The organism is Alistipes sp. D31t1_170403_E11 (assembly GCF_015553985.1).
Classification (GTDB): Bacteria; Bacteroidota; Bacteroidia; order Bacteroidales; family Rikenellaceae; genus Alistipes; species Alistipes montrealensis.
In genome coordinates this window covers 14,111-31,612 of record NZ_JADNHQ010000007.1, presented here as the reverse complement: position 1 = coordinate 31,612, position 17,502 = coordinate 14,111, and the positions used below count along the sequence as shown (strand labels likewise).

The window sequence follows — 17,502 nt, the reverse complement described above, 5'->3', positions numbered from 1 at the left end:
TTCGGTTCAGGCGAGGGTTTCCAGCTCCTCGCGCCACGGTATCGAGGTCTGGGCACCCATGCGGGTCACGGAGACCGCGGCGCTGCGCGAGGCGAAGCGTACGGCGTCGGCGAGACTGCTGCCTTCGGAGAGGGCTACCAGCAGGGCCCCGTTGAAGACGTCGCCGGCGGCGGTGGTGTCCACGGGCGTGACCGTGTGCGCCGGGATCAGTTGCTCCCCGGCCGGTGTTTGGATCAGCGCACCTTCGCCGCCCAGCGTGACGATGACGTTTCCGACGCCTTTCGCCAGCAGTGCGGCGGCGGCTTTCGAGGCCTCCTGCGCCGTATGTACGGGGATTCCCGTCAGCGTTTCGCTTTCGGTCCGGTTGGGGGTGATCAGGTAGACCTTGCTCAGCAGGTCGTCGGGCAGCGGCATGGCCGGGGCCGGGTTGAGCACCACGCGGGTTCCCGCTTCGTAGGCCTTTTCGATGGCGTAGGCCACCGTCTCCATCGGGATTTCGAGTTGTACGAGCAGGTATTGGGCCCCGGCGATACGGTCCGCCACGGCGTCGATCGCTTCGCGCGTAAGGCTGTGGTTGGCGCCGGGGGCTACGGCGATGCAGTTCTCCCCGTCCTGCGAGACGAAGATCAGCGCCGTGCCGGTCGGGGTGTCCTTGGCCGTGAAGAGGGCTTCGGTGTTGATGCCGTCGGCGGTGAATTGCTGACGGAGGGCTGCGGCCCCGGTGTCGTCGCCCAGGCACGTGACGAAAGCCACGTCGCCGCCCAGGCGTGCGGCCGCTACGGCCTGGTTGGCTCCCTTGCCGCCGTTGGATTGCATGAAGCGCGCCTCGCCGACGGTCTCGCCCGGGCGGGGGAGGTGTTTGACACAGGCGATCATGTCGATGTTGGTGCTGCCAATTACCAGAATCTTGTTCATCGTTCGGTTATCGTTGGTTAATTTTTGACACTTTCTCCACCCGGGAGGATTCGGACGACGCATCCGCTCGGGGGAAATGCTGTTTTCGGGTTTCAGGTTGTTTTTCGATGGCCTCCGAAGGCTCTTTTTGCCGTTTTGCGCCTCTTGTTTTCGTAAATCAATTTTATGCGATACGTTTCATATGGCCTATGGTGCGGCTGTCTGTGCTTTCGGATTCTATCTTTTCGACTCTGTTTGCGCTTATCGTTTGCGCAAATATAATTACTTTTTAGAAACCTCCAAAATTATTTTATCATTTTTCTTTCCTTTCTCGATATTTTTTATACATTTGTCATGGGTGAACTGAAAATAAAACAATGAAAAAAGAAACTCTTGTTAGCATCGCCGAACGTTCCGGATGTTCGATTTCCACTGTTTCGCGTGTCCTGAGCGGCAATGCGGCCAAATACCGCATCAGCCAGCGCACCGTGGCGCGCGTGATGGAGGAGGTCAAACGCTGCAACTATACGCCCAGCCTGCTGGCAAAGGGTTTGCGCACAAATCGTACCGATACGATCGGCCTGCTGATTCCGAATATCGAAAACTCGTTTTTTGCCAATGTCGCGGGCGTGGTGATCCGCGAGTCGCGCAATTATAATTATAAGGTGGTGGTGGTCGACACGCAGGAGGACGAGCGTAACGAGCAGGACGGATTGTCGGCCCTGCTGGCGCGGCGTGTGGATGGAATCATCGCTGCGCCCTGCGGCAACGACGCTGCGCTGTTCGCAAGCGTGCAGGAGGGCGGCATGCCGTTGGTGTTGATCGACCGCTACCTGCCTGATGCCGGGATGCTGTCATACGTCACGACGGACAACTACCGCGGCGCGGTGATGGCGGCCGAATACCTGCTGGAGAACGGCCACCGTCGCATCGCCTGTATTCAGGGTACGCCTCATTCGATGCCCGTGCGGGACCGCGTGCGCGGATTCGGTGATACGCTGCGTGCACACGGGCTGGGCGATCGGATCGTGGTGACGGGCGAGGATTTTTCCGTACAAAACGGTTATCTGGAGACCAAACTGGCGCTGGCCCAGGCCGAGCGGCCTACGGCGATCTTCGCGCTGAGCAACCTGATCCTGCTCGGGGTGGTGAAGGCTGTCCACGAATCGGGCCTGCGGATTCCCGACGATATTTCGGTCGTTTCGTTCGACGACAACATGCTTTTCAACTACCTCGACCCGGCGATCACCTGCATCGGGCAGCCCACGGACGAGATCGGCACGCTGGCCGTGAAACTGCTTATCCGCGCTATCCGCGAACCCGGTGCGGCGTCTTCGCACCTGCACCTGCCGCCGTCGCTGATTATCCGGCGTTCGGTGCGCAACCTGCTGTTGTAGAAAACAAAAACGGGAACCCTGCAAGGTTCCCGTTTTTGTTTTTCGGCCTGTCGCCGGCTCTCTTTTGTTTATAGGCCGTGCGGAAAACGGGGATGTCCGTACGGATATTCCCGTTGTATGCGTTGTGTCTCTTCATTCTTCTGTTTTTCGGCAATAATGTTTTGCGGAAATAAAATTTCTGCGAATGATCTTTCGGTATTGCGGTGCGGTTTGCTAAGTCGCGGCTTGGTAGGTGTGATATTTTCGGGTAATTCTGCTATTTGGATAAATATGTTTATTTATTTTATTCAAAATTGAATAATTGATAAAAATAATTACTATGTTTGTGTGTCAAAGGTGTTACATTTTTATTTCAAAATGAATAAATGTTGTTTTGAGGACATCGAAAGATGTAGCGCCGTTGTCAATGAAAAAAACTTATAGCGAAAGGGGACCTGAAACTACATATTATTAAAACGTCAAACCTCCTGTAACCTAAAAACCTTTAATTATGAAAAGACATTTTAGTCTGATGACTTTATTGCTCGGCCTCCTGGTAGGGGGAGGGCTCGCTTCGTGTTCGGATAAGGACGACGGTGAGGGCGATTCGAAAGAGATTGCCAATCCGATTGCGTCTGTTGTGGCGGTCGACGGCTCTAAAACAGCCAATGCCGTGATTTCCGATGCCGACAAAACCATCAAATTCGCATTCGAGGAGTTGTCCGACCTGACCAGTGTGTCGGTTACGATCAACATGACCAAGGGCGCGCTCCTGAAAACCCCGAGCAAAGCCACTTCGACGCTCAATCTATCGGCTCCTTATTCGGTCGTACTGCACAACGGCGTGAAAGAGGTGACCTATACGATGACGGCGACGCCCAAAGAGATACTCCAGCCGGTTGTTGGGGCCAAAGTCGGCGACACCGATGCGGTGGTCGAAGGCCAGCTCATCACGATCGGCTACAAACCCGAGATGGAGATCAACGCCATGACGTTCGATTTCAGCCTGTTGAGCGGCGCCACCGTTAAGTCGCCCGCCGACAAGACGTTCAACCTCGAACTCGAGGACGGCAAACTGGTGGTTACCTATCAGGGTGAAGACTACAACTATACCGTCAAGGTGAAAGATTATGTAGATCCGCTGCTGAGCAAGGGCTGGACGAACGTGACTTCGTCCTACGGCACGCTTCCCAACTACATCAAAGTTTACAAGAACGAAGACCTGCTCAACAATGCAGCCACCAAGAGCATCGGTTACATCGCAATCATGTCGCCGGGCAAATCGACGATGGGAGCGCTCGGAGCCGGCAAGGATAACAAGAAATCGATTTATACCTTTGCTTCGGAGGAACCCTCCTGGAATGTTCTGCTGGTCGGCATCGAATCTACGGCAGAGCCGCTGATCTTCCGCGGCGGACAATTCGTGCAGGAAGGCGCGCTTTATCCTTTCGGCACGCTGGGACAGGACAGCAAGGGTGTGTACAAGATGGCCTGGTCGCAGAAATTCGACGACAAACTCTATGCGTTCCCCTACAAGCCGGGTTCGACCTATGTCGAGCGGAAAAAGGAGGAAGGAACGGTTTGGGACGCGCAGAATGCAGCCTCCGGCCTGTTGATGATCTTATGGGACGGACAAATCCAGACTGCCGACGAGATGATCTGCAATACGGGAATCAACTGGGGTTATCCCACCGATGTCAACCGGTATGCAACCTCGTCGATAGGACTTACTCCTCACGGTAAGGTGATCGCATTCTGCGGACAGCAGATCAACGGAAGCGTGGGCCTTACGATTCCGGAAACGGCGCAGGTCATGAAGGATACGGGCTGCGCTTCGGCCATCGTATTCGAACGGTCCAGCTCGCCCGATATGCTCATCAACGGTCAGAAGACCGTGGATAACTCCAAAGGGTCTGTGGAAGCGTCGAAGAAAGTGCAGGGCGCTTTTGGATTCAAGTAGCGGAGAAAAGGCGGCATAATTTACTGGCCGGTAAATTTTCTGTACCCGGGACGGCTTTTCGGCTGTCCCGGTTTTTTATCGCGATCGCACCTGCACCTGCGCAGGCGCGGAGCGGACCGGTATCGCCGATCGGGACCGGCAAAATCGGCTGACGGAAGTCGGTATGCGCACCGGTTTTTCTTAGGATGACACGCCGAACTCCGGTTGCCGGTGCTAAACGTATTTATTTTTGCCCGATCGTGAATTTTAAAGGCAAAAGGTTGCTTCATTGTAAATAAATTAATTATATTTGCATTGTAGAGTGATAAAATTTACTTTATTTTGAGTGTGCGATAAAATTGGAACCCAATATGAAAACCTCGACCCGCAGGAATTTCCTGAAAAAAATTGCCATTACTGCCGCCTCGGCGGTTGCCGTACCTGGGCTGGTCAAGGCGTCTGAAAACCTCGGAACCGCAGAGGCCGAATCGGCGGAGGCGTTCCCGGGCCCGGGCGGTCTGATTGTCCCCAAAGGGAACGGATTACAGATTTCGGGAACATTCCTGGATGAGATTTCCCACGATATTCCCCACCAGAACTGGGGCGAGAAGGAGTGGGACGCCGACTTCCGCTACATGAAGGCCGTCGGCATCGATACCGTGATCCTGATTCGCTCGGGATACCGCAAGTTCATCACCTATCCGTCGCCCCACCTGCTCGGGCAGGGATGCTATATGCCCTCGGTCGACCTGGTCGATATGTACCTGCGTCTGGCCCAGAAATATGGTATGAAATTCTATTTCGGCCTCTACGACTCGGGACGGTACTGGGACACGGGCGACATGTCGAGTGAAGTCGAGCATAATAAATACGTCATCGACGAGGTCTGGAGGATGTACGGTGAAAAGTATCGGAGTTTCGGCGGCTGGTATCTGAGCGGCGAGATCAGCCGCAGTACCAAAGGCGCTATCGGGGCGTTTCGTGCCATGGGCAGTCAGTGCAAAGCGGTTTCCGGCGGACTGCCGACCTTCATTTCCCCGTGGATCGACGGCAAGAAAGCCGTTATGGCGAGCGGCAGCCAACTGACCAAGGAACAGGCGGTGTCGGTCGAGCAGCACGAGAAGGAGTGGAGCGAGATTTTCGACGGGATTCACGACGTGGTCGATGCCTGCGCCTTTCAGGACGGACACATCGACTACGACGAACTGGACGCTTTCTTCTCCGTCAACAAGAAGATGGCCGATAAATACGGTATGCAGTGCTGGACCAACGCCGAGTCGTTCGACCGCGATATGCCGATCAAATTCCTGCCGATCAAATTCGACAAACTGCGCATGAAACTCGAAGCGGCCAAGCGCGCCGGGTACGACAAGGCGATCACCTTCGAGTTCTCGCACTTCATGAGTCCGCAGTCGGCCTATTTGCAGGCCGGACACCTCTATGACCGTTACAAAGAGTACTTCAATATCAGGTAGCCTTACTATGAAATCACAGACAAACACAGGCTACGTTGCGTTCCTCTCGGTCGTAGCCGCTATCGGCGGAATCCTGTTCGGATACGATACCGCAGTCATTTCGGGAACCGTGACCGGGGTTTCGGCCCAATTCGGACTCGACGCCATGCAGCAGGGATGGTTCGTCGGCTGTGCGCTCGTCGGTTCGATCGGCGGCGTTGCGGTGGCCGGCATCCTCAGCGACCGTTTCGGCCGCAGGATGACGATGCTTATCTCGGCCGTATTCTTTACCGTATCGGGCATCGGCTGCGCCCTGAGTCCCGATTTCACGCAGTTGGTCATTTACCGCATCATCGGCGGGGTGGGTATCGGCGTCGTGTCGATCGTCTCGCCGATGTACATCTCGGAGGTCGCCGTAGCGCGCTGGCGCGGTACGCTCGTGTCGCTCTACCAATTGGCCATCACGATCGGATTCCTGGGAGCCTATCTGGTCAATTTCCTGATCCTGCGATCGGCCGAAACGGCGGTCTATTCATCCGCCCTGATGCAGAAAATCCTGGTAACGGAGATGTGGCGCGGCATGTTGGGAAGCGAAACGCTTCCGGCGCTTCTCTTCTTCATCGTCATCTTCTTTATCCCTGAAAGTCCGCGCTGGCTCGTGCTGCGCAACTGCGACGCACGGGCCCATACCGTTTTGGAGCGTATCTACCGCTCTTCGGAAGTCGCCTCGGCGGAGATCGCGGCCGTGCGCGCCGCTGGATCGCAGCAGATAAAGTCGGAATGGCGTATGCTGTTCGCTCCGGGTATCCGCAAGGCGGTTCTGATCGGCGTGTTTATTGCTGTGCTGGGGCAGTTCATGGGGGTCAATGCGGTGCTCTACTATGGTCCGACGATTTTTGAGAACGCCGGTCTTTCGAGCGGGGACTCGCTTTTTTCGCAGATACTCGTGGGGATGGTCAATATGCTGACTACGGTTCTGGCTCTGGTGATTATCGACCGTGTGGGGCGTAAAAGTTTGGTATACTGGGGCGTGTCGGGCATGATCCTGTCGCTGGTCTGCATCGGGCTCTACTTCCTGTGGGGAGCGGCATGGGGTGTGTCCAGTACGTTCCTGCTAATCTTCTTCCTGGCCTACATCTTCTGCTGCGCGGTGTCGATCTGCGCCGTAATCTGGGTGCTGCTTTCGGAGATGTATCCCACCCGCATCCGCGGGCTGGCGATGTCGATCGCCGGACTCGCCCTGTGGATCGGCACTTACCTGATCGGCCAGTTGACGCCGTGGATGCTCGAAAACCTCACCCCCGCAGGTACGTTCTTCCTCTTCGCCGCCATGTGCGTTCCTTATATCCTGATTATCTGGAAGGCCGTTCCCGAAACCACGGGGCGCTCGCTCGAAGAGATCGAAAAGTACTGGCAGAAATAGTTTACCAATGTTTTCATCGCGGTTTTAACAACCTCGAAATTAACCGAATAGTAATATGATGAATTTTCAAGAATTAGCCGATCAATATAAGTCGGAGTTGCTGGACAGTGTGTTGCCCTTTTGGCTCGAGCACTCGCAGGATGAACAGTACGGCGGTTATTTCACCTGCCTCGATCGTGACGGAAGCGTCTACGACACGGATAAATTCATCTGGCTGCAGGGCCGTGAGGTGTGGATGTTCTCGATGCTTTACAACCAGGTGGAACAACGCAAGGAGTGGCTGGACTGTGCGGTTCAGGGCGGCGAGTTCCTCCGGAAATACGGGCATGACGGCGATTACAACTGGTACTTCTCGCTCACGCGCGACGGACAGCCGATCGTCGATCCCTACAACATCTTTTCCTATACCTTCGCCACGATGGCTTTTGCGCAGTTGGCCAAAGCGTCCGGCAACGAAGAGTACGCCCTGATCGCCAGGAAGACCTTCGACCGGGTGCTTGAAAAGCGCTCGAATCCCAAGGGCAAATGGAGCAAGGGCCACCCCGGCACGCGTCCGATGAAGGACTTTGCGCTGCCGATGATCCTGTGCAACCTCTCGCTCGAAATCGAGCACCTGATCGATCCGAAGCTCATCGACCAGATTGTCGAAACCTGTCTGCACGAGGTGCTGGACGTGTTTTATCAACCCGACCTGGGGCTGATCGTCGAGAATGTCTCGGCGGCGGACAATTCGCTGGTGGATTCGTTCGAGGGGCGTTCGATCAATCCCGGACACTCGCTCGAAGCCATGTGGTTCATTATGGACCTGGGTAAGCGGCTCAACCGTCCCGAACTGATCGACAAAGCCGTGAAGATCGCGTTGTCGACCATCGAATACGGCTGGGACAAGGAGTACGGCGGCATCTTCTACTTCATGGACCGGCTGGGCCATCCCCAGCAGCAGCTCGAATGGGACCAGAAACTGTGGTGGGTGCATATCGAGTCGGCGATCACGATGATCAAAGGCTACCGGATGACGGGCAACGAAGCGTGCCTGGCCTGGTTCGGGAAACTGCACGAATATATGTGGACGCACTTCAAAGATTCCGAATACCCCGAATGGTTCGGCTACCTGAACCGCCGCGGCGAGGTGCTGCTTCCGCTCAAGGGCGGCAAATGGAAGGGATGCTTCCACGTCCCGCGCGGCATGTACCAGATATGGCAAATTCTGGAACAGTGCGAGTAGGCGGGCCTGTATACAAATTCAATTCACTCGCGGCCCGAACCTGAGCCGCGAGTTTCATTCGTAAAAGTCAAAAGCATGAAACGTACAGGATTCCTTCTCGCGGCCGTATTGGTCGTAACCGTCGCTTTCGCACTGTCGGCAGCCGCCAAAACCACCCGTCGGGTGGTCGATGTCCTGATTATCGGCGGTACGACATCCGGCACGACAGCGGCCGTTGCCGCGGCGCGGCAGGGGGTGACGACGCTCGTCGTCGAATCCACGCCGATGCTCGGCGGAATGTTTACGGCGCAGGGCGTTCCGGCCGTCGACGGCAATGCCAATCTGCCTTCGGGCTTGTGGAATGAATTCCGCGAGGCGCTCCGGGCCCATTACGGAGGAGCCCCGGCTCTGGCTACCGGATGGGTGAGCAATACGCTCTTCGAACCCCATGTCGCCGACAGTATTTTCAAAGCCATGGCTGCGGCCGAACCGGCGTTGTCGGTCGAGTATGGATTCCGCCCCGTGAAGGTATTCAGGCGCGGCCGTAAAGTCACCGGGGCGCGGTTCGTCGACAAAGCCGGCAACAGGCTGGAGGTTTCGGCTGAAGTCACCGTCGACGCCACCGACCTGGGCGACGCGCTTCCCCTGAGCGGTACGCCTTACCGGTTGGGAATGGATTCGCGCAGCCTGACGGGCGAGTCGCTGGCCCCGGAGAAGGCCCGCAATATCGTACAGGACCTGACAGTCACTGCGATTCTCAAGGACTACGGTCCCGGGACCGACAGGACGATCCCGCGCCCCGAGGACTACGATCCCGCGGAATTCTCCGGTTGTAATGCGACGGCTGTCGGCGATCCGATTCCGTCCGAAATGGTGATTACCTACGGTCGCCTGCCCAACGGCAAGTACATGATCAACTGGCCGACCAAGGGCAACGACATCTACCTCAATGTCGTCGAACTGCCGTATGAACGGCGCGAAGCCGCGTTGCGTCCGGCGCGTGAAAAGACGCTGCGTTTCATTTATTACATCCAGACCGAACTGGGATACCGCAACCTGGGTATCGCCGCCGACGAATTCGACACTCCCGACGGACTGGCCTATCTGCCTTACCATCGCGAGGGACGCCGGGCGGAAGGGGTCGTCATGCTGACTTTCGACGACGTGATGGCACGTTACGACCGGCCTGCGCCGCTTTACCGGACGGGTATTTCGGTAGGCGACTACCCGGTGGACCATCACCACAAATGCCGTCCCGACGTTCCCGGCATCGCATTCCTGCCCGTGCCGTCGTTTTGTGTTCCGGCGGGAGTAATGATTCCGGCCCGAACCGACAATCTTATCGTTTCGGACAAAGCGATCTCGGTCTCGAACCTGATCAACGGGTCGACGCGCGTGCAGCCCGTCGTCATGCTTACCGGACAGGCCGCGGGGACGCTGGCGGCCCTTGCGGTCAAGGCCGGCTGTACGCCCCGCGAAGTCCCCGTACGGCGGCTTCAGGCTGCCTTGCTGGCCCAGAAAGCTTATCTTCAGCCGCTCTATGACGTGAAGCCTGACGATCCGGATTTCGGGTTGTTGCAGCGTATCGCTTCCACGGGCATCCTGCGCATGACGGGCGAACCCTACCAGTGGGCGAATCGTTCGTGGTTTTACCCCGAGCGGACGGTATCGGTCGGGGAATTTACGCTGGGGTTGCACGACTATGCCCCGCAGATCGCGGTCGAGGACGACCCGGCGCCCCTCACGGCGGCTTCGGCGGCTGACCTGCTCCGCAGAGCCGGCGGACGGATTGCCCCGAGCGCCGATACGACGCCCCTGACCCGGCGCGAAGCGGCCCGCATGGTCGACGAGGCATTGCATCCGTTCGAGCGGGACATTGATTTTGAAGGAAATCTCAAATAAACCATCCGATCATGAAAAAAATGATTTTTTTACTGCTGGCCGCCCTGCTGACGACAGCCGTTTCTGCCCAGGACTACTACACGACCAAGCGCAATGTCGAGGAACTCGTGCCCGTAACACGCCGTAATATCGTCATGCTTGGCAACAGCCTCACCGAACGCGGATTCTGGTCCGAGTATTTCCCGGATAAGCGGGTGCTCAACCGCGGTATCGGCGGAGACCGTATCGTCGGGATGCTTGCCCGCCTCGACCCCATCGTCGGAGGGCAGCCGCGCGCCATCTTTATTATGGCAGGAGTGAACGATCTGGTGTTCACGGATATCAGCAACGAAGACCTGCTCGGGCAGTATGAGCGGATGCTCGACATTATTGCGGACAAATCTCCCCGCACGAAGGTTTACATCCAGAGCGCACTGCCCGTCGACGAGTCGCGCGGCGAATCGCTCAAAGGCAAGAATGTCTGTATCGCCGAGTTCAACGCCCTGCTGCAAAAGGCCGCCGCAGCGCGCGGATTGCAATACATCGATATTTGGAGCAGCATGGCCGAGAACGGACAACTGCCCGAAAAATACCATTTCGACGGGATTCACCTCAAGGCCGACGGTTATAAAGTCTGGATCGACAAGATTCGTCCGTACGTAAAATAATCCGGCTATGAAAATCCTGTTCTTTGCTGTCGCGCTGTTTCTGTCGGCCGGGGTCGGTGCGGCCGACGGCGGGCCGCGTTCCTGCCGGGCCGATTCGGAACTGGTCCGCTTTGTAGGGCGTGCCGCCGGAGACGCCGCCGGCAGCCTGTCGTTCGATTGGAGCGGCAGCCATTTCTCGTTCCGTTTCGACGGTACGGCTTGCTCGATGCGCGCTTCGGACACCGGGTGTAACTACTACAATGTCTTCGTCGATGGCAAGCTCTATGGCACGGTGACGGTCGAGGGCGGGACCTCTGTCATCCCGCTTGCCGGAAAACTCCGCCGCGGACCGCACACCGTGACGGTTCAGAAGCGGACCGAAGCCGAGCAGGGGCGAACGACGCTCTACGCGATAGAGACCGACGGCAGGTTGCTGGCGCCGCCGCCCGCACCGGGGAGGTTGATCGAGTTTATCGGCGACTCGCATACCTGCGGTTACGGAACCGAGGGGCTGTCGCCCCGCGAGCCGTTTACGCCCCGGACCGAGAATTGCGACCTGGCCTGGGCCTGCATTACGGCCCGCTACTTCGATGCGGATTACGTGCTGATCGCTCATTCGGGACGGGGGATCGTGCGTAATTGGGGCGATCCGAAAGCGGCTTCGGAGATGACCATGACCGACCGCATGATGCGCACGTTCGACGAGGTCGCCGATTCCCGATGGGATTTTCAGGGCTATAAACCCGATATTGTGGTCATCAAATTGGGAACCAACGATCTGAGTGCGGACATTGTGCCTTCGGAGCGTGTGTTCGGGAAGGCTTTCCGGCGCATGTGCGGCAATTTGCGTGAAAAATACGGCGACGTGCCGATCCTCTACGTCGTGCCGCAGGGCGCCGAGCCGTTTTCCGATTTCGCCCGAACGATTATCAAGGGATTGAACGATAAGAACCTGCATTGTATCCTGCAATTCGACGAGATTCACGACATGGATGCAGATCTGGGAGCGGGCTATCACCCCAATTACCGCGGACACCGCAAAATAGCCGCGGCGGTAATTCCCTACATCGCAACGATCACCGGTTGGGAGATGCCGCTGCGGGCAATCGAATAAAATCAGCATAAAATGAAAAAACTATTGACTGTCGTTGCCGTACTTGCCGGCATTGTGATCTGCGCCGATGCGCATGCCCAGAATGACTGGGCCGGTTTTAGCAGGTTCGAACAGGCGAACCGGGAACAACCTTCCGCGCCGAAAGCGGTTTTCATGGGCAATTCGATCACCGAGGGCTGGATCGGCAAACACCCCGGATTCTTTTCTTCGAACGGTTATGTGAGCCGCGGCATCAGCGGCCAGACGACTTCGCAGATGCTCGTGCGTTTCCGGGCCGATGTCATCGACCTGCATCCGCAGGTCGTGGTGATCTGCGGAGGTGCGAACGACATCGCCCAGAATAACGGCTATATCTCGCTGCCGCACATTTTCGGCAACATCGTCTCGATGGTCGAACTGGCGCGGGCGAACGGCATCGCTCCCATTCTCTGTTCGCTGCTGCCTGCCCGGGATTTCGGCTGGCACAAGGGGCTGGAACCCGCTCCGAAGATCATCGAGCTGAACCGGATGATTCGTGCCTATGCCGCGCAGGAGAAGATTCCCTATGTCGATTACCACACGCCGATGGCCGAGCCGGACGGGGGAATGATCGCCGCCTATACCGGCGACGGCGTTCACCCCACGGAGGCAGGTTACGATGTAATGGAGGCGATCGTGCAGCCGGTGATCGGCGCTGCGCTCAAACACACGGGATCCAAGCGTCATAAATAGCCTGCGGGCCGGTATCTGCACAAAAAAAGAGGTCGACGATTGCCGTCGACCTCTTTCTTTGGCTGTTCCCGGCAGGGGCCGCTCGGTCACTTGCAGAACGACAGGACGCATCCGCCGGCCTTATCGGCCGAAATCCGGAGCTTCCCGGCTCCGTCGGGCGTGATGCGGATTCCTCCGTTCGGGCCGATCGTTTCGTACTTCTCCGGATCGAGGTGCGAAGGCAGCGTTATGCTTTTTTCACACGCTCTTTTGGTGTCGATGAAGACCGCCGGATATCCGTTCACTGCTCCTTCGTAGCACAGCATGTCGCCGTCGTCGGCAATCGGCGCTGCGAACCAGGTGTAAACGCCGCGCCAGTCGATCGCATCGCCGTTTTGGATCGGTTTGTTCGAAATCAGCTTGTGGTAACTTTTGCCGTAGGATGCACAGATGAACATCACGTCGGCATCTGCCAGCCAGCTATGGTCGCCCAACCCGTCCGGCAACAGATATGCCGACTGGTAAGCCTTTGTATTTTTCTCCACGAATCGTCGGAAATCGGGGTAGTCGGCTTTGGTGAATGACGATTCCCCGGCTGCGGGAGGGGGTGTCCAGTTGCTGTAAGCCCCGCCCGGCGTGGCGAAATGGGTCTTGTTCGCGAACATCGACTGCATGCCGTAGTAAATCGCTATCGTCACTGGATTTTTGCAGCAGAAATCGTGGCGTACCGTCACGTCGATGTTGTTGCGGAAGATCCGGTAGGTTGCGAACTCGTGGCACAGCTTATCGCGCAGTTCCTCCTCGTTATCGGCGTTTTTGTACGGATGCGTCGGGTCGAGAATCACGTTTTCCGCCTCGATCGTTATTCCCTGCCGGCTCCATACGGCCTTGTCGCCTTCGAGGGGCTGCCCGTCCACCGTTATGCTGAAACTCTTGTTGTAGGCCGTCCGGGCCGTACGCTCCATGTATTTGTGGTTCGCTCCGCACCAGCCGCCGCCCTGGATATTGAACGGGCCGATATTGTCGCTGTAAGCCAGGTTGAGCACCTCGGCGGGTTCGCTTTCCGGGCGGGTCGTGGGCGTCCGGTCCGTATTGGGACGGGTTCCCACGCGGTAGAAGGTATAGACTTCGTTGAACAGGCAGCGCTTGAACCAGTAGAGGATATCCGTCGAAGCGTCCATTTTGGCCGAAATGTAGAGGTTGTCGCCCTGGCGCTTGACGTACATCATCTCGGAATAGGGGCGTTTGCCGTCGTCGGCATTGCCGCCGTTGCTGCCGCTCTCTTCGCCGGAACCTTTGTCGGCGCAGGCGGACGCAGGCAGGAGCAGACAGCAGATCAGCAGGCAGCGTAAAATTCGGTGTCTCATTTTTTTTCGTTTTTGGCGTGGTGTCACCGGACGAGCCTGAGGAACAGGTCGGGACGGTCGGTGGTGATGAAATCGAACCCGTTTTCGATCACCCACAACATTTCGACCGGGTTGTTCACCGTCCAGACGTTCGAAGCCATTTTCAGCCATTTGATCGAATGGAGCCACGTCGGATTGTTCTGGAAAACCCAGTAGTTGAAATCGCATCCCGTCATCCCCATTTTTTTCAGGTCTTCGGGCAGCGTGCCGCCGCCCAGGTACATGATCGGGGTTTTGGCCGGGGCCACGCGCACCAACTCTTTCAGCGCATGGAACGAGAACGAAATATAGGTTACGCGCTTTGCGAGTCCGTATTTGCCGATCATCTCCACGATCTTGCGGACCGCTTCGGCGTCGGCTTCGGGCGTAGCGTGGGGTTTGACCTCCAGCACCAGTTCGAGTTTCGTTTTCCGGGCGGCCTGCAGGTACTGTTCCAGCGTGGGGATTTTCTCGCCGTTCGCCAATTCGAGCGTCGTCAGTACGGTCGAGGGATTTTTCTCCATCTCATAGCTGCCGTGTTTGTCGTCGTGGTGGATTACCAGTTTGCCGTCCGCAGCCATCCAGACATCGAACTCCGCACCGTAGGCGCCCAGTTTGTCGGCGTTTAACAGCGAGGAAACGGAGTTCTCCGCCGAACCGTCGGTATGCCAGAATCCGCGGTGGGCCACCACGCGGGTTTTGTTTTTGACGGGCAATCCGTATTTCATCACCTGGCGCGTATAGATGATACGGGCCAGACGGTCCATGATGACCTTGTCTTTGCGTTCGTTCGACTCGAAAAGCGTTAGTACACCGCGGTTGCCGCAGTAGTAGGCTACGGCCGATGCGTTGAAGACATCGTTCTTTTCGAACCGGTCGATATAGGCCAGCATCCGGTCATAGAACGTATCGGGGGCGGCAATGGTAGCCCGCTCGTCGAATTCGAACTCCATCGCCATGCCGTTTTTGCGGGCGACGGCGCAGGCTTCGTCCAGGCGGCTGTCGGGGATCGACTTGTTGAAGAAGTGGTTGGGCTGCTGATAAGCCACATCGAATCCCAGGCGTTTCCAGTCCTCGTGGCCTTTGGCCTGCCAGTAGGGAATCCAGTAAAAAAGTTTCTTCTGCGCGTGGATATATTCGCTGAGCGGGACGGTCAGGTCACCGCAATGGTTGGTGTCTTCGGCGACCCAATAGAAGCCCGAGAGCTCCAGGTGTTTGTACCCGGCTTTTTTGAACCGCGCGATCAGTTGGTCGATATACCATTTGGTCGCGGCGATCTGGTCTTCGTCTTTCGAGAAGTCCATCCTGCGGCCATCCAGTTCGCCCCAGTCTTTCTGGTCGCGCACGGCTTCGGGAAGTCCCAGCACGACCTTATGCCTGAACGCCGGTTTGCCGATCTCTGCGATCTGCTCGCCGATGCATTGGTCCAGCGCGGAAAGCGACTTGCCCTCGTCGAAGATGTGGTCCAGGAGCCACTCCCATTCGGGTTTGCGGGCAAATTCTTTCTCATACCCGACGGTGTAGCAGCGGCCCGTGCCGTTTTTGAATTCGAGGAACAGGAATCCGTCGAAAAGCCAATGTTTCGAACCGTCGAGGAATTGGTGTACGACGTAGGGGCGGAATTCGTCGACCGTCCAGTCCAGCCGGTGTTTCCCGCCCTGATAGATCAGCGCGAGGTCCTGAATGTCGGTCGTCTGGTAGTTTTGTGCGGCGGCAGTTCCGGAACTTCCGGCAAACAGTACCAAGCACACGGAAAATGCAAAGTATTTAAAGGCTTTCATAACAATATTGAACGTTGAATTTTATTTCCGCAGCGGATTCCCGGTCACGAACTGACAGAATTCGTGGTAGAGTTCCTTGTCCTTCTCTGCCGGGGACGCCCACAGGTCGTAGAACCCGTTGGTCCCGTGGTAGTAACTCAGCGGCTGTTTGCCGTAGATTCCCTCCGATTTGGCGTTGGACATATATTCCCGGAAGCGTTTTTTGTACACGTCGCAGTTGGGTTTTCCTTCCAGCAGCGCTTCGTCGAATTCGAATTCCATCGCCAGATTATTGGCTTTGATATCGGAAAAGAAGCGGGGAAGAGGGTGCTCGTTTTTATCGTCCCAGAAATGGTTGGGCTGCATGTAGGCGTAGTTGATGCCGAAATCGGTCCACTTGTTATATCCTGAAGCCCGGTTGTAGGGAATCCAGCAGAGACATTCGTTGAGCGAGTTGAGGTATTCGGCAATAGGCGGAATAATCTCGTCCGACCGCTTCAGCTCATTGTTCCAGCCGTAGCTCGGCGTGGTGAGATCCTCCGAAATAATGTAGAACCCGGCCAGTTCGACATACTGGTAATTTGTTTCATTGAATTTCTTGCGCACCTGGTCGATATACCACTTGTAAACCGCTGTGCGGTCTTGGGCATTTGCAAAATTCATTGTGCGGCCGTTCAGTTCGCCCCAGTAGACCGTCGATGCGGATTCGTCGGCGTACTCCCTGTAAATGATCGGATCGGGCATGATCATGACGACTTTGCGTTTGGACGGCGGCGTTCCCATGCGTTGTGCGGCCTCTTTCACGGCCTCTTCGAGTGCATTTATACCGTTGTCCTTGTCGAACCAGTAGTCGATCAGCTCCTGCCATTGGGGCTTTGCCGCCGAAGTGAGTTTCAATCCCACCATATAGGAGTAGGGCTTGCTGTCGACGCTGCTGGTTACCTGGAACTCGATGGCCAGGAAACTGTCGAACAGCCAGTGCTCCTTTCCCTGCTTGTCGGTATAGGTGACGAACGGTGCGAACCGCTGCTTATCCCACCGGTAAGGCGTTCGGTGCGAACTGCCTCCGTAGCACAGCACCAGGTCCGAAAAGGAGAGGATTCCGCCGCGGCTCTGTTCCCAGGCGTACATCGTGGGGTCTGTCGCTTCGGTGGTGAATTTAACGGATTGCAGGGTTCCGAAGTCGCCTTTGTCGTTGCAGGCTACGGCGAAGACCGTGTAGGTCGTGAGTTTCGACAGCCCGTCGATTACGATCCTGTTGCCGGTGTAGGTTTTACCCTCGTCGAAGACCTGCCGGGCCGTCCGCGAGGATTCGTCGTTGGTCGCCGCGCACAGGATGCGGCAGTGCGAGGCGTTCACACTCTCTACGCGCAGAGTCACCGATGAGGCCGATGAGGTCAGTATCTTCATGCTCATCGCGGGCTGCAAACCCTCGTCCTCGCCGCTTTTGCCGTTGCTGCAACAGATGAATGAGACGCAGCACAGGAGCATTGTTATGAATCTTGTGGTTGTCATGCCGGTATCCGATTTTTATTTCCGCAATGGGTTTCCGATCACGAACTGACAGAATTCGTGGTAGAGTTCCTTGTCCTTCTCTGCCGGGGACGCCCACAGGTCGTAGAACCCGTTGGTCCCGTGGTAGTAGCTCAGCGGCTGTTTGCCGTAGATTCCCTCCGATTTGGCGTTGGACATATATTCCCGGAAGCGTTTTTTGTACACGTCGCAGTTGGGTTTC

General features: G+C 56.8%; 13 protein-coding genes and 1 pseudogene. 9 read left to right on the top strand and 5 right to left on the bottom strand.

The annotated features are described in order from the left end of the window. Positions 1-6: 6 nt before the first annotated feature. Complete coding sequence (gene rbsK / locus I2E69_RS12665) at positions 7-915, bottom strand: ribokinase (protein WP_195461594.1); 909 nt, start codon at positions 913-915, stop codon at positions 7-9. Positions 916-1,271: 356 nt separating this feature from the next. Between rbsK and I2E69_RS12660 the strand changes: the two genes are divergently transcribed. The 9 genes from I2E69_RS12660 to I2E69_RS12620 all read left to right on the top strand — a co-directional run bounded on the left by I2E69_RS12660 (position 1,272) and on the right by I2E69_RS12620 (position 12,643). Continuing rightward, a complete protein-coding gene (locus tag I2E69_RS12660) occupies positions 1,272-2,291 on the top strand; it encodes a LacI family DNA-binding transcriptional regulator (protein WP_195461593.1) in 1,020 nt (339 codons plus the stop codon). A 490-nt stretch (positions 2,292-2,781) separates the two neighbouring features. Beyond that, a complete protein-coding gene (locus I2E69_RS12655; protein WP_195461592.1) occupies positions 2,782-4,230 on the top strand; it encodes a phosphodiester glycosidase family protein in 1,449 nt (482 codons plus the stop codon). Positions 4,231-4,580: 350 nt separating this feature from the next. Then, positions 4,581-5,684, top strand: a complete 1,104-nt coding sequence (locus I2E69_RS12650) for a DUF4434 domain-containing protein (protein ID WP_195461591.1) — start codon at positions 4,581-4,583, stop codon at positions 5,682-5,684. Between the two features lie 7 nt (positions 5,685-5,691). Continuing rightward, positions 5,692-7,086, top strand: coding sequence for a sugar porter family MFS transporter (locus I2E69_RS12645; protein ID WP_229095510.1), 1,395 nt, complete (start codon positions 5,692-5,694; stop codon positions 7,084-7,086). A 58-nt stretch (positions 7,087-7,144) separates the two neighbouring features. Then, the gene (locus I2E69_RS12640) at positions 7,145-8,311 is read left to right on the top strand and encodes an AGE family epimerase/isomerase (protein ID WP_157359516.1); all 1,167 of its coding nucleotides are present in this window, start codon (positions 7,145-7,147) and stop codon (positions 8,309-8,311) included. Positions 8,312-8,386: 75 nt separating this feature from the next. Further along, positions 8,387-10,192 carry an FAD-dependent oxidoreductase gene (locus I2E69_RS12635; protein ID WP_195461589.1) on the top strand — a complete coding sequence of 602 codons (1,806 nt, stop codon included), beginning with the start codon at positions 8,387-8,389 and terminating at the stop codon, positions 10,190-10,192. 11 nt (positions 10,193-10,203) lie between these two features. After that, positions 10,204-10,839 (top strand): GDSL-type esterase/lipase family protein, encoded by a 636-nt coding sequence (locus tag I2E69_RS12630; RefSeq protein WP_195461588.1) that lies wholly within the window; start codon positions 10,204-10,206, stop codon positions 10,837-10,839. A 7-nt stretch (positions 10,840-10,846) separates the two neighbouring features. Next, entirely contained in the window at positions 10,847-11,932 is a 1,086-nt protein-coding gene (locus I2E69_RS12625) for an SGNH/GDSL hydrolase family protein (RefSeq protein ID WP_195461587.1), read from the top strand. Positions 11,933-11,944: 12 nt separating this feature from the next. Next, positions 11,945-12,643 (top strand): SGNH/GDSL hydrolase family protein, encoded by a 699-nt coding sequence (locus I2E69_RS12620; RefSeq protein ID WP_195461586.1) that lies wholly within the window; start codon positions 11,945-11,947, stop codon positions 12,641-12,643. 86 nt (positions 12,644-12,729) lie between these two features. Here I2E69_RS12620 and I2E69_RS12615 read toward each other — a convergent pair whose 3' ends face one another. From I2E69_RS12615 to I2E69_RS12600, 4 genes and pseudogenes are all read right to left on the bottom strand, one after another. Next, positions 12,730-13,989 (bottom strand): hypothetical protein, encoded by a 1,260-nt coding sequence (locus I2E69_RS12615; RefSeq protein ID WP_195461585.1) that lies wholly within the window; start codon positions 13,987-13,989, stop codon positions 12,730-12,732. 23 nt (positions 13,990-14,012) lie between these two features. Next, positions 14,013-15,758, bottom strand: coding sequence for a DUF4855 domain-containing protein (locus I2E69_RS12610; protein WP_288331764.1), 1,746 nt, complete (start codon positions 15,756-15,758; stop codon positions 14,013-14,015). A 51-nt stretch (positions 15,759-15,809) separates the two neighbouring features. After that, entirely contained in the window at positions 15,810-17,282 is a 1,473-nt protein-coding gene (locus I2E69_RS12605) for a DUF4855 domain-containing protein (RefSeq protein ID WP_229095509.1), read from the bottom strand. 15 nt (positions 17,283-17,297) lie between these two features. Continuing rightward, a pseudogene (locus I2E69_RS12600) lies at positions 17,298-17,502 on the bottom strand (DUF4855 domain-containing protein); the annotation flags it as partial.